This window comes from Pseudoalteromonas gelatinilytica (assembly GCF_001641615.1).
Classification (GTDB): Bacteria; Pseudomonadota; Gammaproteobacteria; order Enterobacterales; family Alteromonadaceae; genus Pseudoalteromonas; species Pseudoalteromonas gelatinilytica.
Genome location: NZ_LRRU01000006.1, coordinates 1 through 22,216, shown reverse-complemented (window position 1 = coordinate 22,216; position 22,216 = coordinate 1). Strand labels below are relative to the sequence as shown.

The 22,216-nt window shown below is 43.9% G+C and carries 14 protein-coding genes and 1 tRNA gene; 13 read left to right on the top strand and 2 right to left on the bottom strand.

All coding sequences use genetic code 11. The features are described from left to right. Positions 1-26: 26 nt before the first annotated feature. Together NH153_RS02775 and NH153_RS02770 are read right to left on the bottom strand one after the other, a co-directional pair. Positions 27-1,160, bottom strand: a complete 1,134-nt coding sequence (locus tag NH153_RS02775; RefSeq protein ID WP_063700743.1) for a CsgG/HfaB family protein — start codon at positions 1,158-1,160, stop codon at positions 27-29. A gap of 125 nt (positions 1,161-1,285) precedes the next feature. Next, positions 1,286-5,224 (bottom strand): two-component regulator propeller domain-containing protein, encoded by a 3,939-nt coding sequence (locus tag NH153_RS02770; RefSeq protein ID WP_063700741.1) that lies wholly within the window; start codon positions 5,222-5,224, stop codon positions 1,286-1,288. 163 nt (positions 5,225-5,387) lie between these two features. Between NH153_RS02770 and NH153_RS02765 the strand changes: the two genes are divergently transcribed. The 13 genes from NH153_RS02765 to tuf form a co-directional block, all read left to right on the top strand. Beyond that, positions 5,388-5,464, top strand: a tRNA-Trp gene (locus tag NH153_RS02765). Positions 5,465-5,596: 132 nt separating this feature from the next. After that, positions 5,597-5,974 (top strand): preprotein translocase subunit SecE, encoded by a 378-nt coding sequence (gene secE, locus NH153_RS02760; RefSeq protein ID WP_063700739.1) that lies wholly within the window; start codon positions 5,597-5,599, stop codon positions 5,972-5,974. 4 nt (positions 5,975-5,978) lie between these two features. Beyond that, positions 5,979-6,536 carry a transcription termination/antitermination protein NusG gene (nusG, locus tag NH153_RS02755; RefSeq protein ID WP_063700737.1) on the top strand — a complete coding sequence of 186 codons (558 nt, stop codon included), beginning with the start codon at positions 5,979-5,981 and terminating at the stop codon, positions 6,534-6,536. 214 nt (positions 6,537-6,750) lie between these two features. After that, positions 6,751-7,179 (top strand): 50S ribosomal protein L11, encoded by a 429-nt coding sequence (rplK, locus tag NH153_RS02750; protein ID WP_063700735.1) that lies wholly within the window; start codon positions 6,751-6,753, stop codon positions 7,177-7,179. A 4-nt stretch (positions 7,180-7,183) separates the two neighbouring features. Next, on the top strand, positions 7,184-7,888 hold the full coding sequence (gene rplA / locus NH153_RS02745) for a 50S ribosomal protein L1 (RefSeq protein WP_063700730.1): 705 nt from the start codon (positions 7,184-7,186) through the stop codon (positions 7,886-7,888). 323 nt (positions 7,889-8,211) lie between these two features. Then, a complete protein-coding gene (gene rplJ, locus NH153_RS02740; RefSeq protein WP_063700728.1) occupies positions 8,212-8,706 on the top strand; it encodes a 50S ribosomal protein L10 in 495 nt (164 codons plus the stop codon). Between the two features lie 81 nt (positions 8,707-8,787). Further along, entirely contained in the window at positions 8,788-9,150 is a 363-nt protein-coding gene (gene rplL, locus NH153_RS02735; protein WP_063700727.1) for a 50S ribosomal protein L7/L12, read from the top strand. A 272-nt stretch (positions 9,151-9,422) separates the two neighbouring features. Continuing rightward, entirely contained in the window at positions 9,423-13,448 is a 4,026-nt protein-coding gene (rpoB, locus tag NH153_RS02730) for a DNA-directed RNA polymerase subunit beta (protein WP_063700725.1), read from the top strand. Between the two features lie 97 nt (positions 13,449-13,545). Next, the gene (gene rpoC, locus NH153_RS02725) at positions 13,546-17,718 is read left to right on the top strand and encodes a DNA-directed RNA polymerase subunit beta' (RefSeq protein WP_063700723.1); all 4,173 of its coding nucleotides are present in this window, start codon (positions 13,546-13,548) and stop codon (positions 17,716-17,718) included. A 192-nt stretch (positions 17,719-17,910) separates the two neighbouring features. Beyond that, positions 17,911-18,285, top strand: a complete 375-nt coding sequence (rpsL, locus tag NH153_RS02720) for a 30S ribosomal protein S12 (protein ID WP_002958885.1) — start codon at positions 17,911-17,913, stop codon at positions 18,283-18,285. Positions 18,286-18,382: 97 nt separating this feature from the next. Next, complete coding sequence (gene rpsG, locus NH153_RS02715; RefSeq protein WP_054554834.1) at positions 18,383-18,853, top strand: 30S ribosomal protein S7; 471 nt, start codon at positions 18,383-18,385, stop codon at positions 18,851-18,853. 27 nt (positions 18,854-18,880) lie between these two features. Next, a complete protein-coding gene (fusA, locus tag NH153_RS02710) occupies positions 18,881-20,995 on the top strand; it encodes an elongation factor G (RefSeq protein WP_063700721.1) in 2,115 nt (704 codons plus the stop codon). A 60-nt stretch (positions 20,996-21,055) separates the two neighbouring features. Next, the coding region (gene tuf, locus NH153_RS02705) for an elongation factor Tu (protein ID WP_063700719.1) at positions 21,056-22,216 on the top strand (1,161 nt) is incomplete at its 3' end.

Genomic DNA, 22,216 nt, shown 5'->3' with positions numbered 1-22,216 from the left:
AGTGCTAGCACTGGCTGTTAGTTTGCTTAGTTAAATTTAAACATACTGCCAAAGCTTTCTAAACTTGATTTGTTTGTTTTGGCAATACACCCTGAATCATCAAGAGATTTTTTGGTCGTCTCATCAGCAAGACCTGTCACTTTGAGCTTATTTTCTTGCTGATACTCAGTGAGCGCAAGCACCGTTGCTTCATCGTACTCTACGTCTTCTACTTCATATTCTTCGTAGTGAGGCTGCCTTTTCAAATAACCCAAACAAACCAAGTTCAGTCGTGACATCGCTAAGTCTGTTTTTTCATAGTAAGGCATTCTGTGATTTGGAACGCTAACCGATGCGACTGGGGCTTTAGCAGGAGCGGCAGCTGCGGTTACTTTTAGTGGTGCAGGGGCTGTATGGCCTGCAGCAATGGTGTTGTCGCTATTATAGCGATAATAAGTTGTTGGCACTTTTGATTCTAAAAACTCAACGGCTTTTACGATCACTTCACGCAGTGCTTTTTCTTTTGGCGTGTTTGACCAGCTACTTAAGTTACCACCAACAAGTGCACCACCAAAATTGGTAGCAGCTGATGTAAAGTCAAAATCTTTGCTGCCACCTTCAACGCTGGTAGCGGCGAGAATACGAGAAGTTCGCGTGTCGATTAAGCGTAAATCTATTGCCATGTGGGAACTTGAAAAGCCCGCCGATACAGAGCTAAATACATCGCCGATAAATCCGCCGCTGCCGACACGAGTACCTGAGTTGTCATCATCGAACTCTGTGACTGCGGCAACCACAACAATTTCGGCTCCCTCTATTTCACCATACACAGCACCTGATGCTGCACTCACGCGGCCTGATACAGCAAGGTCTTGTTCTGATAATACAGCATCGAGTGCTTGTCGCTCTAAAACAATAAAGCGATTGGTACTGACTAATGCGGTTGTGAGTTGATCAGCCATCCCTTCACCAATTTCTTTACGCCACCAATGCGAATCATTGGATTTGTCAGTAAAGCGGGCAACAGCGATACGAGCTTTAGGGCCATTGTATTGTTGCTTGGCAACTTCGTTTATATCAGGGCTGTTGTTATTGCTGGTGGTTGTCGAAGTACTCTGGCATGCAGTCAGTGCCGCAGCAAGTAACGTAATCGAAATCGCTTTGTGTGTTTTGGTGAGCATATGACTTTCCTTAACTTATATCTCATGCAGTAAATAACGCCGCACTATGGGCTTTGTTGTTATTGGCGTTTGTATGGATAAGCTATAAAAATCAGTATTTTATTAATAGCACTCAGGCGAAAACTTTATTCACTGATGCGAAATTCGGCATATTTTTGATGTTTTTCTCGATACTGTTTTGGTGATAAGCCAACATAGTTCTTAAAGCTTCGGGCAAAATAGCTTTGCGAGCTAAATCCGGTTTGTTCTGCGATTTGACCAATTGCTAACGCGCTATCGATTAGCTGTTTTTTTGCAAACTCTAAGCGAGTATTGCGCAAATAATCAGAAGGCGTTTGTGAGTACAAGGCTTTCATTTTTAGTTGCAGCGCACGGGGGCTTAAACATAACTCAGAGGCTAGCTGCTCAACCGAGAAGCTTTCATCTTGGTAGTGTGCTTGTACTGTCTGCTTAAGTTTTTCAGTGAAGGAATAATCTTTATTTTGTACTGTTACAGCGGCTGTATCACTATTCAGAGGAGCTGCTAGTTGTGCTGTTAGGTGCTGGTTTAAAATTTGTCTCAGATTAAGCAGTCCTTTTACTCTGCTCATCAGTAAAGTGGGTTCAAAAGGCTTACTTAAGAAGTCATCAGCCAATAAATCCAGCCCTTTTAAGCGACTGTGGGTGTCCGCTTTAGCAGAAAGTAATAATACCGGAATGTGGCTGGTGGCTGGGTTTGCTCGAAGGGCTGCTAACAGTTGATAACCATCCATATTCGGCATCATCACATCGCTGATAATGAGGTCAGGCAGGTCTGTCTGGCAAAGGTCGAGAGCTTGCTGACCATCAGTTGCACACATGCAGTTAAACTCAGTATTAAACAAACAAAGGAGTAGTTCAGCCATTTCCTGATTGTCTTCAACAATCAGCAGTGTTGGTTGTGAGGTATGAACTTGCATAGCGCTATTTGCTTGATTATCAGCACGTTCAATCATAGGTAATGACACAGTAAAGCTGCTACCTTCAGCAAACTTACTGCTTACGCTGATAGAGCCACCGTATTGTTCAACGAGCTGTTTTACTAAGCTTAGGCCGATACCACTACCTGGTTCAGATGATGCTACGCGGGTAAAGCGCTGAAAAACCGACTGCTGATGCTCACTGGCAATACCCACACCGGTATCCGTAATTTTGAACTGTAACGCTTGTTGCACTTCACTAAGGTGAATAGCGACTGTGCCGCCTGCAGGGGTGTACTTAAGTGCATTGCTTATCAGGTTACTAAAAATCGAGTGAGCATGCTCAGGTGCAAGGTTTATCTTAAAGGCTTTAGAAGTGCTGTCAGTAAAGCTAAAGTGCAGCTGTTTTTGCTCAAACAGAGGCCTGAAATCCGCGACCAAATCAGTTAAAAATGGCGTAATAGCATAAGGGCTGACAGTGTAAATTGCCGTGCTTGGGCGTTGACTCAATTGTAAAAGTTGATTGATGAGCTCAAGTAAGCGTTGGCAGTTTCGTTTGATACTCGCTAATTGCGTTTGAGCTTTTGGATCGGCATTGCTTCGCTGCAACTGACTGATCGGAGCAAGTATTAAGCTAAGTGGTGTTTTGAGTTCGTGGCTAATGTTATCTAAAAATTGATCTTTTAATTTGTTTAGCTCAATTTCGGTTTGCTTCTCTTGCTCTGCTAGTTTGCGCTTGTACAAGGCATTTAACACAAGCCAAGTCAGTGCTAAAGCAAACACGAAGTAAATACTGTAGGCTAATTTCGTTTGCCACCAAGGAGGCACAACCGTAAGCGCTAGTAGCTGTGTACTGTCACTCCATTGCCCATATTGATCTTTTGCTTTTAGCAATAACTGGTAGTGACCAGCAGGCAGCTGCGGATAGTTTATTTGTCTAAGGGATGCATCGGTATATAAAAATTGCTCATCAAAGCCAGCCAGCTTGTAGCCATATTGGTAATGTTTTGGAGTCGCGCCGTTTTTTAAGGCGCTAAATTTAAAACCGATAACCCCAGCTGACTTGGCAAACGAGAATGTCTGAGTCGCACTTGCAAGCGTATTGGTTTGTTTATCAAAATGGTTACTTTTAATCGCTCGGTTATTAAGTAATAACTCAGTTAACACTGGAGTAGGGGGAGTGTGCGTTAAGTTTAATTGCTCGGGGTAAAAATGATTGTAGCCATTAATACCACCAAAAAATAATTCGCCATCGTCTGCTTGATAGCTCGCACCCAGTATAAATGATTGATGCTGAATACCGTCTTCTGGTAGAAACTGCTGCATTTGCTGCGTACTGGGGTTATAGCGAGTGAGTCCGCCATTGGTTGCTAACCAAAGCATGCCTTGTTTATCGGCAAGAATGTCAAAAATATTGTCGTTAGCTAAACCTTGCTGTTCAGTAATCTGTTTCACTGTGAGGCTATGCGTGTTGACTTGATTTAAGCCTTGCATGGTGCCAACCCAAATATGATCGCCACTCAGCAACAAAGAGGTGACCATATTATGGCTAAGCCCAGCCTCGTCTGAGCCTTGTTCATCGACTAAAGTAAATTGCTCCGTATCGATATCCAGTTTATTGAGCCCAGCCCGAGTGCCAATCCACAGTGCATGCTCTTCATTATCATAAGCCAAAGTAAATACAGTGTTGTTGGCAAGGCTATTTTGCGTGTCACTGTGCTTATAATGAGTCACTTTGGCAGAGGCTGGTTCAAAGCGGGTTAAGCCCTGGTTACTGCCAAGCCAAAGCGCACCTGTTTTATCGCTGGTAATTGCGTAAACACGGTCACTCGCTAGCTGGTGGCTTTGCATGGTAAAAACTGCAAATTCATCAAGACCATCTTGATACTTTATTAACCCGCCTCCGTAGGTACCTATCCACAACTGCTGGTTAGCGTCTTCATGAAGGGCAAATATATTGTTATTTGGCAGTGCGTTTTTAAAGTGCTGGTAACCCGACGTTGTTTTGTGATTGAGTCCATCACGGGTACCAATCCACACCTCCCCATTGGCTCTTTTAATGATTGAGCGAACAAAGTTATGACTTAACGAATTTGCTTGAGAGGTTTTTAATTGATGAGAGAACTGCTGTTGTTTAGGGTCATAGCGGTGCACACCATAGCCATCGGTACCTAGCCAAATAATACCTTGAGAGTCTTGATTAAGAGATAGAAGGTAGTCGCTGCTTAAGCCGTTGGGGTCTTGCTTGTCGTGGCGGTAATGGCTGTGTTCGCCATGTAAATCAGCCCCCGCAGGGAAAAAGTAGAGTCCTTGCCCATAGCTTGTAAGCCAGAGGTTTTGCTGTTGGTCAATAAGGCTGTCTGTTATCCAAGCACCATTAAACTGTTCGATTTGCTCACTACTTTGCGTAGCTAAATTTAATAGATAAAGACCTTGTTTAGCACCAATGATCAGCTTCTCATTATTTAGTAACTTGAGATGCCAGAGCGGTGCAGAGATCTGAGCATGCTGAGTAAATTGCTCAGTGATTGGGTCAAATGAAATAAGTCCTTTATCCGTGGCAAGCCAAATGAATTGTTTCGTAATGACAATGTCTCGCACCAGTGGTTGTGCTGATTTATAGTGAAAGTGTTTAAAGCGATTATTTGATACATCAAAACGCGTTAACTTACCGTTTTCGTGACCAAGCCACAGAACATCGTCTTTAGCTATCGCCATAGACCAAATTTTATCTTCACTTAGGCTGATGTCATGGTGTGTAGAGAACACCTCAAACTGGCCCGTTTTAGGGTTAAGTCTATTAAGCCCTTTGCTTGCAGTCGAAAACCACAACTGGTTTTTGCTATCTTTAACACAGCCGGTGATCCAGTTCCCTGAAATGCTTTTATCATCGCTGTTAGCTTTGAAACGCTTAAACTCATAACCATCAAAGCGGTTTAAGCCTCCTTGTGTAGCAAACCATAAAAACCCTTGCTGGTCGGTGATACTGCACGTAATAGAATTTTGACTGAGCCCTTGCTGACTACTGAATGTACTCAGATGTAAAGAGCGAGCAGCAGTGCTTAGACTCAACAACAGAAAGAGACTATAAAAGACGAAGTAAATAGGGTTTCTTAACGACTGCACACTGATCCATGTGGGTTTGTTGTTCCTTTAATGGGGTTATAATAAACTGCTTTTTAATCAATGTTAATATTGATTTTTAAACGAACTGATGAGATTTTAACTAATGGGTATCTTTTACTCTTGTGTTAATGAATTGCGTAAGTATAATAGGCATCCACTTTGCAGGGGCGTAGTTCCAATTGGTAGAACAGCGGTCTCCAAAACCGACGGTTGGGAGTTCGAATCTCTCCGCCCCTGCCACTTTTTACACAATGTGTGTTAAGTCTGAAATTAAAAATCGGTTTAAACTAGTCAGTTTTTAAGTTTAGATTTTAATGGATTAACCCTGCCAGAGCGCAGGGTTGTTGTGTCTGTAGTTAAGGTAAAAATATTATGAGCACGAATGTAGAAACACCATCAAGTGCGATGGATTCAGTAAAGTGGATTGTAGCAATTGCGCTACTAGCAGGCGCAGTCGTTGGTAACCACATGTATGCAGACCAATCTGTATTATTACGTGCTATTGGTGTAGTGGTTGCTGTAGCAGCTGGTTTAGGCATTGCCTCACTAACTGAAAAAGGTCGTACTTTCCTTGCGTTTGCAAAAGAGTCTCGCATCGAAGTACGTAAAGTTGTGTGGCCAACTCGCCAAGAAACAACACATACGACATTAATTGTAATGGTTGCTACTGTGATTATGGCACTTATCCTTTGGGGATTAGATGGCATTTTATTCCGCGCAGTAGGCTTTTTAACTGGATTGGAGATCTAATCCCATGTCGGATGAGAAGAACGAAAAGAAACTACGTTGGTACGTAGTACAAGCTTTCTCTGGTTACGAGAAGCGTGTAGCACAAACTATTCTTGAGCACATCAAGATCGAAGGTTTGGAAGATAGTTTTGGTGAAGTATTAGTACCAACTGAAGAAGTGGTTGAGATGCGCGCTGGTCAAAAGCGTAAATCTGAGCGTAAATTCTTCCCAGGTTACGTACTAGTTCAAATGGACATGAACGATGCAAGCTGGCACTTAGTTAATAGCACTGCACGTGTTATGGGCTTCATTGGTGGTACGTCTGATCGTCCAGCGCCAATTAGCCAAAAAGAAGCTGACCGCATCTTAAATCGTTTACAAGAGAACGCTGAAGCACCTAAGCCGGCTACATTATTTGAGCCAGGTGAAGTTGTACGTGTTATCGATGGTCCATTTGCTGACTTCAGCGGTGTTGTTGAAGAAGTGGATTACGAGAAGAGCCGCGTGAAAGTGTCTGTTCTTATCTTCGGTCGTTCAACGCCAGTTGACCTTGAATTTGGTCAAGTTGAACAAGACAAGTAAGTAAAAAATTAAAGCTGCCAAAATTGATTAATATTTTGGCAATACGCTTGAAAAAGGCCGCTGATTAACTTATAATCAGCGGCCTTTTTGTGTTAGGGCAAGTTGCTACTTGTTTTATCACTAAAAAGTGAGAACCAATTTTTAAACTGGGAAGCCGTTAGAGTACGCGTCCTCGCGCGCACAAGGCTATGACCCACCAAATGAGGTATTTATTATGGCTAAAAAAGTTGAAGCTATTATCAAGCTACAAGTTGCCGCTGGTATGGCTAACCCTAGTCCTCCAGTAGGTCCAGCACTAGGTCAACACGGTGTAAACATCATGGAATTCTGTAAAGCGTTCAACGCACGTACAGAATCTATCGAAAAAGGCGCTCCAGTTCCTGTAGTGATCTCTGTTTACGGTGACCGTTCTTTCACGTTCGAAATGAAAACTCCACCGGCTGCTTACTTACTTAAGAAAGCTGCAGGCATCAAATCAGGTTCTGGCCGTCCTAACACTGAAAAAGTGGGTACAGTTACACGTGCTCAACTTGAAGAAATCGTTGAGACAAAACGACCTGACCTTACAGCAGCTGATATGGAAGCTGCAGTTCGCACTATCGCAGGTTCTGCGCGTGCGATGGGCTTGAACGTAGAGGACTAAGATAATGGCAAAATTAACTAAACGTATGCGTACAATCCGCGAAAAAGTGGATGCGACTAAAGATTACGAAATCAACGAAGCAGTTGCTCTTTTAAAAGAGTTAGCGACAGCTAAATTCGTAGAAAGTGTTGACGTTGCTGTTAACCTTGGTATCGATGCTCGTAAATCTGACCAAAACGTTCGTGGTGCAACTGTACTACCTAACGGTACTGGTCGTGAAGTTCGTGTTGCTGTATTCACACAAGGCGCTAACGCAGAAGCTGCGAAAGAAGCTGGTGCTGAATTAGTGGGCATGGAAGATCTTGCTGAACTAGTTAAGAAAGGCGAGATGAACTTTGACGTTGTTGTTGCATCTCCAGACGCTATGCGTGTTGTTGGTCAACTAGGTCAAATCTTAGGTCCACGTGGTCTAATGCCAAACCCTAAAACTGGTACTGTAACACCTAACGTTGCAGAAGCAGTTAAAAACGCGAAAGCAGGTCAAGTTCGTTACCGTAACGACAAGAACGGTATCATCCATACTACTATCGGTAAGGTTGATTTCACTGCTGAGCAACTTCAACAAAACCTTGAAGCTCTTATTGTTGCGCTTAAGAAGGCTAAACCTTCACAAGCTAAAGGTACTTTCGTGAAGAAAGTAACTATCTCTACAACAATGGGCGCAGGTGTTGCTGTTGACCAAAACTCTTTAAGCACTAACGTAGCTTAATTAAGAGTTTACATGGCGTGAAATTTGAACTATAATTTTGCGCCATTTTGTTGAGAAAGTTAATTTCAAAACAAGTAAAGAATTCGGGTTGAAGCCCATAATTTCGTAATGCCTTCGGGTAAAAACGATAAATTGGGCTTCCGTCCAAGACCGTAGGTGGTTTCGGCCTTAATAAGTTTTTTACCTACGTAGACGGTGTGAATCCCCAGATAGATTTTTCCTAATCTTCTGGCTCTCGCCGTAAAAAGCATCTCCATCATTGATGGGGAAGAGTAGAACCGGGAAGCCAATATCGGCAACCCATTAAACCAGGAGTAACACCCATGGCTTTAAATCTTCAAGGCAAAAAAGCAATTGTTGCTGAAGTCAACGAAGCAGCCACTGGTGCTCTTTCTGCAGTTGTTGCAGATTCTCGTGGTGTAACAGTTGGTGCTATCACTGCCCTTCGTAAAGAAGCTCGTGAAGCTGGTGTATGGATGAAAGTTGTTCGTAACACTCTAGCTAAACGTGCTGTTGAAGGTACAGATTTTGAGTGCCTATCTGATTCATTTGTTGGTCCAAGCTTAATCGCTTTCTCTTCAGAGCACCCAGGTGCTGCTGCGCGTATTTTTAAAGAATTCGCGAAGAAGAACGAGAAATTCGAAGTTAAGACGGCTGCATTTGAAGGTAACGTAGTAGACGCAGCTATGCTAGCAACTCTACCTACTTACGACGAAGCTGTTGCACGCTTAATGAGCGCTATGAAAGAAGCGTCTGCAGGTAAATTGTGTAAAACAATTGAAGCAGTACGTGTACAGAAAGAAGAGCAAGCTGCTTAATTTTAAGCTGTTTTTTTGTTCACTTTCGGTGTAATATTTTTTTTGGACTAAAATTAGTCCGTAATAATTAGGAAATTTGTAATGTCTGTAACTAAAGACCAAATCCTTGATGCTATTGCTGAAATGTCAGTAATGGACGTTGTTGCTCTAGTTGAAGCAATGGAAGAAAAATTCGGCGTAACTGCAGCTGCTGCTGTTGTTGCTGGTCCAGCTGCTGAAGCTGCTGAAGAGAAGACTGAGTTCGACGTAATCCTTGCTGGCGCTGGCGCTAACAAGGTTGCAGCTATCAAAGCTGTACGTGGCGCAACTGGTCTTGGCCTTAAAGAAGCTAAAGCACTTGTTGAATCAGCTCCTGCACCTATCAAAGAAGGTGTATCTAAAGAAGAAGCTGAAGCACTTAAGAAAGAGCTTGAAGAAGCTGGTGCTCAAGTTGAGATCAAGTAATCTAGCTTACGCTAGGTTCGCTGCCTGAGAAATCAGGCAAGGGCTGGTGATTATTTAATCACCGGCCTTTTTGCGCTATAGAGCGATGCATTCCTGTAGCGCAAATAAAATCTAATTTTCTCTTTACTTTCAAGTTGTTATCGAAATCGGTATTGAAAGTGGCAGAGCAAAATAGAACAACAATTTAATGTTGTACATCTTGGCATAGATGCCAGTTAAGTCTGTTCTTACTAGAACAGGTCGGGTCAAAGATCAGCAAGCTGAGGAACCCCATGGCTTACTCTTATTCTGAAAAGAAACGTATCCGTAAGGATTTTGGTAAACGTCCACAAGTTTTGGATATACCTTTCTTACTGTCAACGCAGTTAGAATCGTTTAAAAAATTCTTAGTCCCTGACGCTGATGGCGATCACGGTTTGGAAGCTGCTTTCCGTTCTGTGTTTCCGATCAAAAGCTACTCGGGAAATTCTGAGCTTCAATACGTAAGTTATCGTATTGGTGAGCCAGTATTCGATGTAAAAGAATGTCAAATTCGCGGTGTGACTTATTCTGCTCCACTTCGCGTAAAATTGCGTCTTGTGGTGATGGATAAAGAAGCACCAGGCACAGTTAAAGACATTAAAGAGCAAGAAGTTTACATGGGCGAAATTCCGCTCATGACTGATACCGGTACCTTTGTAATCAATGGTACAGAGCGTGTTATCGTTTCTCAGCTACACCGTAGCCCTGGTGTATTCTTTGATAACGACCGCGGTAAAACTCACTCGTCAGGTAAAGTACTTTATAACGCGCGTGTAATTCCTTACCGTGGTTCATGGTTAGACTTCGAGTTTGATGCAAAAGATAACCTATATGTACGTATTGACCGTCGTCGTAAATTACCGGCGTCTATCATCTTACGTGCACTAGAGTTCTCTACAGAAGAAATCCTAGATATCTTCTTCGATACTACTGCGTTTGAAGTAACTGACGGTAAAGTTCTTATGGAACTTGTACCTTCACGTTTACGTGGTGAAACTGCCGCTTTTGATATCAAGAGCGATGACGGTGAAGTCCTTGTTGAAGCGGGTCGTCGTATTACTGCGCGTCACATCAAGAACATCGAGAAAAAAGGTATTAACCAATTAGAAGTACCACATGAGTACATCATTGGTCGTGTTGTAGCTAGAAACTACGTTGACGAGTCAACGGGTGAGATCATCGCAAACGCGAATGATGAGCTATCACTTGAGCTAATGGCTGAATTGGTTAAAGCAGGTCACACTAAGATTGATACATTATATATCAACGAAGTGGACAGCGGCGCCTACATGTCAGATACATTACGTATCGACACAACAAGCAACCGTTTAGAAGCATTAGTAGAAATTTATCGCATGATGCGCCCAGGCGAGCCACCGACGAAAGACGCGGCTGAAGCCTTATTTGATAACTTGTTCTTCTCTGATGAGCGTTACGATTTATCAACAGTTGGTCGTATGAAGTTCAATAGCCGTGTAGGTTATGACTCAGATACAGGCCCAGGTACATTATCGAAAGAAGACATCGTAGCTGTTATGAAAGTGCTTATCGCTATTCGTAACGGTGTTGGCGATGTTGATGATATCGACCACTTAGGCAACCGTCGTATCCGTAGTGTTGGCGAAATGGCTGAGAACCAATTCCGCGTTGGTCTAGTACGTGTAGAACGTGCTGTACGTGAGCGTTTAAGCTTAGGTGACCTTGACGCTGTAATGCCACAAGATCTTATTAACGCTAAGCCTATTTCGGCAGCGGTTAAAGAGTTCTTCGGTTCATCTCAGTTATCACAGTTCATGGACCAAAATAACCCGCTTTCAGAAGTAACGCACAAGCGTCGTATTTCTGCATTAGGTCCGGGTGGTTTAACACGTGAACGCGCTGGCTTCGAGGTTCGAGACGTTCACGTAACTCACTATGGTCGTGTATGTCCAATCGAAACGCCTGAGGGTCCAAACATCGGTCTAATTAACTCATTGTCTACGTACGCACGTACAAACGACTATGGTTTCTTAGAAACACCTTACCGCAAAGTGGTAAACGGTGTAGTAACTGATGAAGTAGATTACCTATCAGCTATTGAAGAAGGTCAGTTCGTAATCGCACAGGCGAACACGAACCTAGACGAAAACAATGAGTTTGTTGATGAACTAATTCCATGTCGTCACAAAGGTGAATCAACCTTTATGGGCAAAATGGACCAACAATATATGGACGTATCACCACAGCAGGTGATCTCTGTAGCGGCAGCACTTATCCCGTTCCTAGAACACGATGATGCTAACCGTGCATTGATGGGTTCAAACATGCAACGTCAAGCAGTACCAACACTAATCGCGGATAAACCGCTTGTAGGTACAGGTATCGAGCTTACACTAGCAAAAGATTCTGGTGTAACTATCGTTGCTAAGCGTGGCGGTGAAGTAATGTATGCCGATGCGAGCCGCATCGTTGTTAATGTAAATGAAGAAGAGCGCATCCCTGGTGAAGCGGGCATCGATATTTACAACTTAACTAAATACACACGCTCAAACCAAAATACATGTATTAACCAAAAACCAACTTGTATGGTTGGTGAGCCGGTAACACGTGGTGACGTATTAGCAGATGGTCCTTCGACTGACCTTGGTGACTTAGCACTTGGTCAAAACCTTCGCGTGGCATTCATGCCATGGAACGGTTATAACTTCGAGGATTCAATCCTATTATCAGAGCGCGTAGTTCAAGAAGATCGTCTAACGACTATCCACATTCAAGAGCTACAATGTATCGCACGTGATACTAAATTAGGTCCAGAAGAGATCACAGCAGATATCCCTAACGTTGGTGAATCTGCACTAGGCAAGCTTGATGAATCAGGCGTTGTATATATCGGTGCTGAAGTTAAAGGCGGCGATATCCTAGTAGGTAAAGTGACTCCGAAAGGCGAAACGCAATTAACACCTGAAGAAAAGCTACTACGTGCTATCTTCGGTGAGAAAGCGTCAGACGTTAAAGACAGCTCTTTACGTGTACCAAACTCTGTAACTGGTACTGTAATCGACGTACAAGTTTTCACCCGTGACGGTGTTGAAAAAGATAAGCGTGCGTTAGAAGTTGAAGACATGCAGCTTCGCGAAGCGAAGAAAGACTTCAACGAAGAGTTCCGTATCTTAGAAGCAGGCGTATTAGAGCGTGCTCGTAAGTTACTTGTTGACGCTGGTCTGAACGCTGACTCAGTTGCAGCATTAAATGCTGACAAGCTACTTACTCAAAGCCTTGCTGAAGAAGACAAGCAAGCTGAGCTTGAGCAACTAGCAGCTCAGTACGATGAGCTTAAAGCTGAATACGATAAGAAGTTTGAAAACAAACGTCGTAAGATCACTCAAGGTGATGACTTAGCACCAGGCGTACTTAAGATTGTTAAAGTATACCTAGCTGTTAAACGTCGTATCCAACCGGGTGATAAGATGGCGGGTCGTCACGGTAACAAAGGTGTTATCTCGACTATCGTACCAGTAGAAGATATGCCATACGATGACAAAGGTCGTACGGTAGACATCGTTCTGAACCCGCTAGGTGTACCATCACGTATGAACATCGGTCAGATCCTAGAAACTCACATGGGTCTTGCTGCACGTGGTGTGGGTGAGCGCTTAGAAGAAATGATGAAAGAGCAGCGTGAACTGCACGAAATCCGTAGCTTCGTTAAGAAAGTTTACGAATTAGGTGATTGTCGTCAGAAAGTCGATATCGACTCATTCTCTGATGATGAAGTTCGTCGCTTAGCTGAAAACTTGAAAGGTGGTTTACCGATCGCAACTCCTGCCTTTGATGGTGCTCGTGAAAGCGAAATCAAAGACTTACTAGAGCTTGGTGGTTATCCAAGAAGCGGTCAAGTTACACTTTATGATGGCCGTACTGGCGATCAGTTTGAACGTCAAGTAACTGTTGGTTACATGTACATGCTGAAACTTAACCACTTGGTTGATGACAAGATGCACGCACGTTCAACTGGTTCTTACAGCCTTGTTACTCAGCAGCCGCTGGGTGGTAAAGCTCAGTTCGGTGGCCAGCGTTTCGGTGAGATGGAGGTGTGGGCACTAGAAGCTTACGGTGCTGCATATACTCTACAAGAAATGCTAACAGTGAAATCGGATGACGTGAACGGTCGTACTAAGATGTATAAGAACATCGTAGATGGTAACCATAAGATGGAACCAGGTATGCCAGAATCGTTCAACGTATTGTTGAAAGAAATCCGCTCACTGGGTATCAACATCGAGTTGGAAGAAAATTAAGCCATTTAGGTGCGGCGTAAGCCGCACCTGTTAGGCCGAATAGAATGTAGGGGCGATTGGTTCGCCCTCAAGATTAACCTCCGACAGGAGAGCTAAGGTGAAAGACTTACTTAAGTTTCTGAAGCAACAAAATAAGACCGAAGAATTCGATGCAATTCGCATTGGTCTTGCTTCGCCAGATATGGTTCGTTCATGGTCATACGGTGAAGTAAAGAAACCTGAGACAATCAACTACCGTACTTTCAAGCCTGAGCGCGACGGCTTATTCTGTGCCCGTATCTTCGGCCCAGTGAAAGATTATGAGTGTTTATGTGGTAAATATAAGCGCCTTAAGCACCGTGGTGTTATTTGTGAAAAGTGTGGCGTTGAAGTAACGCTTACTAAAGTGCGTCGTGACCGTATGGGTCACATTGAGCTTGCGAGCCCAGTTGCGCACATTTGGTTCTTAAAATCATTACCGTCACGTATCGGCTTAATGCTAGACATGACACTTCGTGACATCGAGCGCGTACTTTACTTCGAATCATTCGTTGTAACTGAGCCTGGTATGACAACGCTTGAGCGTGGTCAACTTTTAGGTGAAGAAGAGTACCTAGATGCACTAGAAGAGCACGGTGATGAGTTTGAAGCGAAGATGGGTGCGGAAGCAGTTTTAGACTTGCTTCGTGAACTTGATCTTGGCCAATTAATTGCTGAAATGCGTGAAGAGTTACCAACAATTAACTCTGAAACTAAGCGTAAGAAGATCACTAAACGTCTTAAATTAATGGAATCTTTCCACCAATCAGGTAACAACCCTGAGTGGATGATCATGACAGTACTTCCTGTACTTCCGCCTGATCTACGTCCATTAGTACCACTAGACGGTGGTCGTTTTGCGACTTCTGATCTGAATGACCTTTACCGTCGTGTTATTAACCGTAATAACCGTCTTAAGCGTCTATTAGATCTAGCAGCACCAGACATTATCGTACGCAACGAAAAACGTATGTTACAAGAAGCGGTAGATGCGCTACTTGATAACGGTCGTCGCGGTCGTGCGATCACAGGTTCTAACAAACGTCCTCTTAAATCGCTTGCTGATATGATCAAAGGTAAGCAAGGTCGTTTCCGTCAGAACTTACTTGGTAAACGTGTAGATTACTCAGGCCGTTCTGTAATCACAGTAGGTCCTACGCTTAAACTACACCAGTGTGGTCTTCCTAAGAAGATGGCACTTGAGCTATTCAAACCATTTATCTACGGCAAACTAGAGCGTCGCGGCATGGCTACGACTATCAAAGCTGCGAAGAAGATGGTTGAGCGTGAAGTAGCAGAAGTATGGGATGTATTAGACGAAGTAATTCGTGAACATCCAGTATTACTTAACCGTGCACCAACACTTCACCGTTTGGGTATCCAAGCGTTCGAGCCTGTGCTTATCGAAGGTAAAGCGATCCATTTACACCCATTAGTTTGTGCGGCGTACAACGCTGACTTCGATGGTGACCAAATGGCGGTACACGTACCGTTAACGCTTGAAGCACAGTTAGAAGCACGTGCTCTAATGATGTCTACTAACAACATCCTATCTCCAGCGAATGGTGAGCCAATCATCGTTCCTTCACAGGACGTTGTATTAGGTCTTTACTACATGACTCGTGATCGTATCAATGCGAAAGGCGAAGGTATTGTATTTAAAGATCCTAAAGAAGCTGAAAAAGCATACCGCAGCGGTAACGCTGAGTTACATGCACGCGTAAAAGTACGTATCAGCGAGACAATCAGCAATGAAGATGGTGAAACAGTTGAGCAAGTATCTATTGTTGAAACAACAGTAGGTCGTGCGATTCTTTCACTAATCCTACCTAAAGGCATGCCGTTTGAGTTAATCAACCAAGCCCTAGGTAAGAAACAAATTTCTGGCTTATTAAACGAGTGTTACCGTCGTCTAGGTCTTAAAGATACCGTTATCTTTGCTGACCAAGTAATGTACACCGGTTTCCACTACGCAATGAAGTCAGGTGTTTCAATCGGTATCGATGACCTAGTTATCCCACCGGTTAAAGCAGAAATCATTGAATCAGCGGAAGCTGAAGTAACTGAAATCAACCAACAATTCCAATCAGGTCTTGTAACGGCTGGTGAAAAGTACAACAAAGTTATCGATATCTGGTCACGTGTAAATGAAAACTTATCACGTGAGATGATGGCGAACTTATCAAAAGACACTGTAATCAACGCGAAAGGCGAAGAAGAAGAGCAATCTTCATTCAACTCAGTGTTTATGATGGCAGACTCAGGTGCACGTGGTAGCGCCGCTCAGATCCGTCAGTTAGCGGGTATGCGTGGTCTAATGGCACGTCCAGATGGTTCAATCATCGAGACACCAATCACGGCGAACTTCCGTGAAGGTCTAAACGTACTACAGTACTTCATCTCGACGCACGGTGCGCGTAAAGGTCTTGCCGATACAGCACTTAAAACAGCAAACTCGGGTTACTTAACGCGTCGTCTAGTAGACGTTGCACAAGACTTAGTAATCAATGAAGACGATTGTGGCACAGAAGATGGCTTAACAATGAAACCGCTTATCGAAGGTGGTGACGTTGTAGAAGCACTTCGTGAACGTGTTCTTGGTCGTGTTGTTGCTGAAGATGTATTAATCCCTGGTACAAACGAAGTACTTGTTGAGCGTAACATCATGCTTGACGAAAAACTGTGTGACCTTTTAGAAGAGCACTCAGTGGATGAAGTACGCGTTCGTTCAGTAATCACTTGTGATAATGACTTTGGTGTATGTGCTAAGTGTTACGGTCGTGACCTTGCGCGTGGCCACATCATCAACCCAGGTGAATCAGTAGGTGTTATCGCGGCACAATCAATCGGTGAGCCGGGTACACAGCTTACGATGCGTACCTTCCACATCGGTGGTGCGGCGTCTCGAGCGTCTGCTGAAAACAGTGTACAAGTTAAAACTAACGGTACATTGAAGTTACACAATGCGAAGTACGTATTAAACACAGACGGTAAGATTGTTATCACGTCTCGTTCAACAGAGATCACTATCATTGATAGCTTTGGTCGTGAGAAAGAGCGTTATAAAGTTCCTTACGGTGCGGTGTTAACTGTACAAGATAATGCAGAAGTTCAAGGTAACGATATCGTTGCAACTTGGGATCCGCATAGTCACCCAATCGTTCTTGAGCACAAGTCAAAAATCTCGTTCAGCGACATTGATGACTCAAATACCGAAGCACAAACAGACGAGTTAACTGGTTTAACACGTGTGGTTGTTAAAGACTTAGGTAAAGCGAATGCGAAAGAACCTAAACTAATCATCGAAAGCGATGAGCGTGGTCTGCAAGAAACACGTCTACCTTCATTCACAACGATTGAAGTAACAGACGGCGCAACTGCAAACCCAGGTGACGTACTTGCACGTATTCCGCAAGAAGGTTCGAAAACTCGTGATATCACGGGTGGTCTACCTCGCGTAGCTGACTTATTCGAAGCACGTAAGCCGAAAGATCCTGCAATCCTTGCAGAAATCACAGGTACTATCAGCTTCGGTAAAGAAACAAAAGGTAAGAAGCGTCTTGTAATCACTCCAGCTGAGGGTGACGCATACGAAGAGATGATCCCTAAATGGCGTCAACTTAACGTGTTCGAAGGTGAGCAAGTGTCTAAAGGTGAGGTTATCGCCGATGGTCCAGAATCACCACATGACATCTTACGCCTACGTGGTGTAACTCATGTAGCTAACTACATCGTTAACGAAGTGCAAGAGGTTTACCGCTTGCAAGGCGTTAAGATCAATGACAAGCACATTGAGACAATCATTCGTCAGATGCTACGTAAATGTATCATCCTTGACGGCGGTGACACTGAGTTCTTAGCCGGTGAACAAGTTGAAGTGGCACGCGTTAATATCGCGAACCGTGAACTTGAGAAACAAGGCAAGATCCCAGCGAAGTTTGAAATCCAATTAATGGGTATCACTAAAGCGTCACTTGCAACAGAATCTTTCATTTCTGCAGCATCGTTCCAGGAAACTACACGTGTCCTAACTGAAGCAGCTGTAAATGGTAAGAGCGATGAGCTTCGTGGTCTGAAAGAGAACGTAATCGTGGGTCGTCTGATCCCAGCTGGTACAGGCTTTGCGTATCACCAAGACCGTTTGAACCGTCGCAAGCAAGGTGAAATCGTTGAAGAGCAAACAGTAAGCGCTGAAGAGGCAACTCAAGCACTAACTGACGCACTTAACGCAGATATCTCTGGAAACCAATAATCTCAGCTTAATCAATAGATTAAGAAATCGTGAGGCAGTAATCTGCTGCCTTACGATGAGTTAAGGTTGACAGGTTAAACTTTGCTCATTAAAATTCCGCCACCCATTTGCCTGCACGTTTTGTAACGAGCATGTAAACAGGGCGGATTTTTTTATTTTTCAGTAGTAATTTTAATTTCAGGAGCTATTTAAATGGCAACTATTAACCAGCTAGTGCGTAAGCCACGTCGTAGCAAGGTTACTAAAAGTAACTCAGCTGCACTTAAAGCGTGTCCGCAAAAGCGTGGTGTATGTACTCGTGTATATACAACTACACCTAAGAAACCAAACTCTGCATTACGTAAAGTAGCGCGTGTTCGTTTAACGAACGGTTTCGAAGTAACATCTTACATTGGTGGTGAAGGCCACAACCTACAAGAGCACAGTGTAATCCTAATCCGTGGTGGTCGTGTTAAAGACTTACCAGGTGTGCGTTTCCACACTGTACGTGGTGCACTTGACTGTGCAGGCGTTAGCGACCGTCGTCAAGCTCGTTCTAAATACGGTGCTAAACGCCCTAAGGGCTAATGGTTCTCCGTTAGTAAGGCCAAGCACTAAATTTTTAAATTAATTGTTTTGGGTGTTGACTCTAAAAGAGCAAACCTGAAGATACCGGAGATACAAAATGCCTAGAAGACGCGTAATAGGTCAACGTAAAATTCTTCCAGATCCTAAGTTCGGATCGGAACTTCTTGCTAAATTCGTTAACGTAGTAATGTTAGACGGCAAGAAATCTACTGCTGAAAAAATCGTTTATGGTGCGTTAGACGTGGCTGCTGAGAAATCAGGCAAGTCGCACCTTGAAATCTTTGAAGCTGCACTTGAAAACGTTCGCCCACAGGTAGAGGTTAAATCTCGCCGTGTTGGTGGTTCAACGTACCAAGTACCAGTTGAAGTACGTCCAGTACGTCGCAACGCATTAGGTATGCGTTGGTTAGTTGACGCTGCACGTAAGCGTGGCGAAAAATCTATGGGCTTACGTTTAGCTCAAGAAATCGTTGACGCTGCTGACAACAAAGGCACTGCGGTTAAGAAACGTGAAGACGTTCACCGTATGGCTGAAGCGAATAAAGCATTCGCTCATTACCGTTGGTAATCTGCCCTTAACCTTTAAGAGGATCATATGGCACGTACAACTCCACTTGAGCGCTATCGCAATATCGGTATTTGCGCTCACGTAGATGCAGGTAAAACCACCACAACAGAACGTGTTCTGTTCTACACGGGTCTTTCTCATAAGATCGGTGAAGTTCATGATGGTGCTGCAACTATGGATTGGATGGAGCAGGAACAAGAGCGTGGTATCACAATCACTTCTGCTGCAACAACGTGTTTCTGGAAAGGGATGGACGCTCAATTTGACGACCACCGTATCAATATTATTGATACTCCAGGACACGTAGATTTCACTATCGAAGTAGAGCGTTCTTTACGCGTACTAGATGGTGCGGTAGTTGTTCTTTGTGCTTCATCTGGTGTACAGCCGCAAACTGAGACAGTTTGGCGTCAAGCGAACAAATACGAAGTTCCTCGCATGATCTTCGTAAACAAAATGGATCGCACTGGCGCTGACTTCTTAACTGTGGTTAGCCAGGTGAAATCTCGTCTTGGAGCAACTCCTGTTCCAATTCAGCTACCAATTGGTGCTGAAGACGACTTTAAAGGTGTTATTGACCTTATTAAGATGAAAGCCATTAACTGGAATGCTGAAGATCAAGGCATGACTTTCTCTTATGAGGCAATTCCGGCTGAGCTTCTGGAGCTTGCAGAAGAATGGCGTTCTCACATGGTTGAGAGCGCTGCTGAAGCATCAGAAGAGCTAATGGATAAATATCTAGAAGGTGAAGACCTGACTGAAGCTGAAATTAAAGCAGCTTTACGTCAGCGTACATTAGCAAACGAAATTGTTCCAATGACGTGTGGTAGTGCATTTAAAAATAAGGGTGTTCAAGCTGTGCTTGATGCTGTTATCGAATATATGCCTGCACCAACACAAGTGAAACAAATCCAAGGTATCGTTGAAGATGGTACTGAGGAAGAGCGTCCTGCTGATGACAACGCACCGTTTGCCGCGCTTGCTTTTAAGATTGCGACAGACCCGTTCGTTGGCACCTTGACCTTCTTCCGTGTTTACTCTGGTACTGTTAAACAGGGTGACGCGGTATACAACCCAGTTAAAAGTAAGCGTGAGCGACTTGGTCGTATCGTTCAGATGCATTCAAACTCACGTGAAGAGATCAAAGTAGTCTACGCAGGCGACATCGCAGCGGCTATTGGTCTTAAAGACGTAACAACAGGTGAGACACTGTGTGATCCGAACTCAATCATTACGCTTGAGCGTATGGAGTTCCCAGAGCCAGTTATCTCTGTTGCGGTTGAGCCTCGCACAATCGCTGACCAAGATAAGATGGGTATCGCGTTAGGTAAACTAGCGGCAGAAGATCCGTCTTTCAGAGTACAAACTGACGAAGAATCAGGCCAGACTATTATTTCTGGTATGGGTGAACTTCACCTTGATATCATTGTCGACCGTATGAAGCGTGAATTCAGTGTTGAATGTAACGTTGGTAAGCCGCAGGTAGCATACCGTGAAGCTATCCGTTCAGCTGTTGAAGTTGAAGGGAAGTTCGTACGTCAATCAGGTGGTCGTGGTCAATATGGTCACGTCTGGCTTAAACTTGAACCGATGGATATTTCGGAAAATGATGCGCCAATTTACGAGTTCGTTAACGAAGTTGTTGGTGGTGCGGTTCCGAAAGAATACATCCCTGCGGTAGATAAAGGCATCCAAGAGCAAATGGCTCAAGGTGTGCTGGCAGGCTACCCATTACTTGGCGTTAAAGCGACTCTATTTGATGGTTCATTCCATGATGTAGACTCGAATGAGATGGCATTTAAAATTGCAGGTTCAATGGCAATGAAGAAAGGTGCGCTTGAAGCAAACCCAGCTCTTCTTGAGCCAGTAATGAAGGTTGAAGTTATCACTCCTGAAGAAAACATGGGTGATGTAGTTGGTGACTTAAACCGTCGCCGCGGCATGATCGAAGGCATGGAAGAAGCATTCGGTGGTCTTAAGCAAATTAATGCGCAAGTACCACTTTCTGAAATGTTTGGTTATGCAACTGATCTGCGATCTGCAACACAAGGCCGTGCATCTTACTCTATGGAGTTTTTGAAGTATGCAGAAGCCGCTAAGAATGTTGCAGATGCAATAATTGCAGCTCGCGCTGTTATATGATTTAGCTTGTCTGGCCCAATAGTGGGTCAGGCGTTAATTTCTTTATAGGAATTTTTTAAGATGGCAAAAGAAAAGTTTGAACGCGTAAAACCGCACGTAAACGTTGGTACAATCGGCCACGTTGACCACGGTAAAACAACTCTAACAGCAGCAATCACAAACGTACTTGCGAAAGCATACGGTGGTCAAGCTAAAGACTTCGCATCAATCGATAACGCTCCAGAAGAGCGTGAGCGTGGTATCACAATCTCAACTTCACACGTTGAGTACGATACTCCAACTCGTCACTACGCACACGTAGACTGTCCAGGACACGCCGATTATGTTAAAAACATGATCACTGGTGCTGCTCAAATGGACGGCGCAATCCTAGTAGTTGCTGCGACTGACGGTCCTATGCCACAAACTCGTGAGCACATCCTACTTTCTCGTCAGGTTGGCGTACCTTACATCATCGTATTCATGAACAAATGTGACATGGTTGATGACGAAGAGCTACTTGAGCTAGTAGAAATGGAAGTTCGTGAACTTCTTTCTGAGTACGATTTCCCAGGTGACGACTTACCTCTAATCCAAGGTTCTGCTCTTAAAGCACTAGAAGGCGAAGAGCAATGGGAAGCGAAAATCATTGAACTAGCAGAAGCGCTAGATTCATACATCCCAGAGCCAGAGCGTGACATCGATAAGCCATTCATCATGCCTATCGAAGACGTATTCTCAATCCAAGGTCGTGGTACTGTTGTAACTGGCCGTGTTGAAGCTGGTATCATCAACGTGAATGACGAAGTTGAAATCGTAGGTATCAAAGAAACTACGAAGACAACTTGTACAGGTGTTGAGATGTTCCGTAAGCTTCTAGACGAAGGTCGTGCGGGTGAGAACATCGGTGCACTACTACGTGGTACTAAGCGTGAAGACGTTGAGCGTGGTCAAGTACTTTGTAAGCCTGGTTCAATCAAGCCACACACTAAATTCACTTCAGAAGTATACGTACTTTCTAAAGATGAAGGTGGTCGTCACACTCCTTTCTTCAAAGGTTACCGTCCACAGTTCTACTTCCGTACAACTGACGTAACAGGTGACGTACAGTTACCAGAAGGCGTAGAAATGGTAATGCCTGGTGACAACATCAAGATGACTGTAGAGTTAATCTGCCCAATCGCGATGGACGAAGGTTTACGCTTCGCTATCCGTGAAGGTGGCCGTACAGTTGGTGCTGGT

Excerpts from the sequence above, each read along its gene's own strand:
- secE (WP_063700739.1), top strand. The coding sequence starts at position 5,597 with ATGAGCACGAATGTAGAAACACCATCAAGTGCGATGGATTCAGTAAAG.
- nusG (WP_063700737.1), top strand. The coding sequence starts at position 5,979 with ATGTCGGATGAGAAGAACGAAAAGAAACTACGTTGGTACGTAGTACAA.
- rpsL (WP_002958885.1), top strand. The coding sequence starts at position 17,911 with ATGGCAACTATTAACCAGCTAGTGCGTAAGCCACGTCGTAGCAAGGTT.
- rplL (WP_063700727.1), top strand. The coding sequence starts at position 8,788 with ATGTCTGTAACTAAAGACCAAATCCTTGATGCTATTGCTGAAATGTCA.
- rplJ (WP_063700728.1), top strand. The coding sequence starts at position 8,212 with ATGGCTTTAAATCTTCAAGGCAAAAAAGCAATTGTTGCTGAAGTCAAC.
- fusA (WP_063700721.1), top strand. The coding sequence starts at position 18,881 with ATGGCACGTACAACTCCACTTGAGCGCTATCGCAATATCGGTATTTGC.
- rpoB (WP_063700725.1), top strand. The coding sequence starts at position 9,423 with ATGGCTTACTCTTATTCTGAAAAGAAACGTATCCGTAAGGATTTTGGT.
- rpsG (WP_054554834.1), top strand. The coding sequence starts at position 18,383 with ATGCCTAGAAGACGCGTAATAGGTCAACGTAAAATTCTTCCAGATCCT.
- rplK (WP_063700735.1), top strand. The coding sequence starts at position 6,751 with ATGGCTAAAAAAGTTGAAGCTATTATCAAGCTACAAGTTGCCGCTGGT.
- rplA (WP_063700730.1), top strand. The coding sequence starts at position 7,184 with ATGGCAAAATTAACTAAACGTATGCGTACAATCCGCGAAAAAGTGGAT.
- NH153_RS02775 (WP_063700743.1), bottom strand. The coding sequence starts at position 1,160 with ATGCTCACCAAAACACACAAAGCGATTTCGATTACGTTACTTGCTGCG.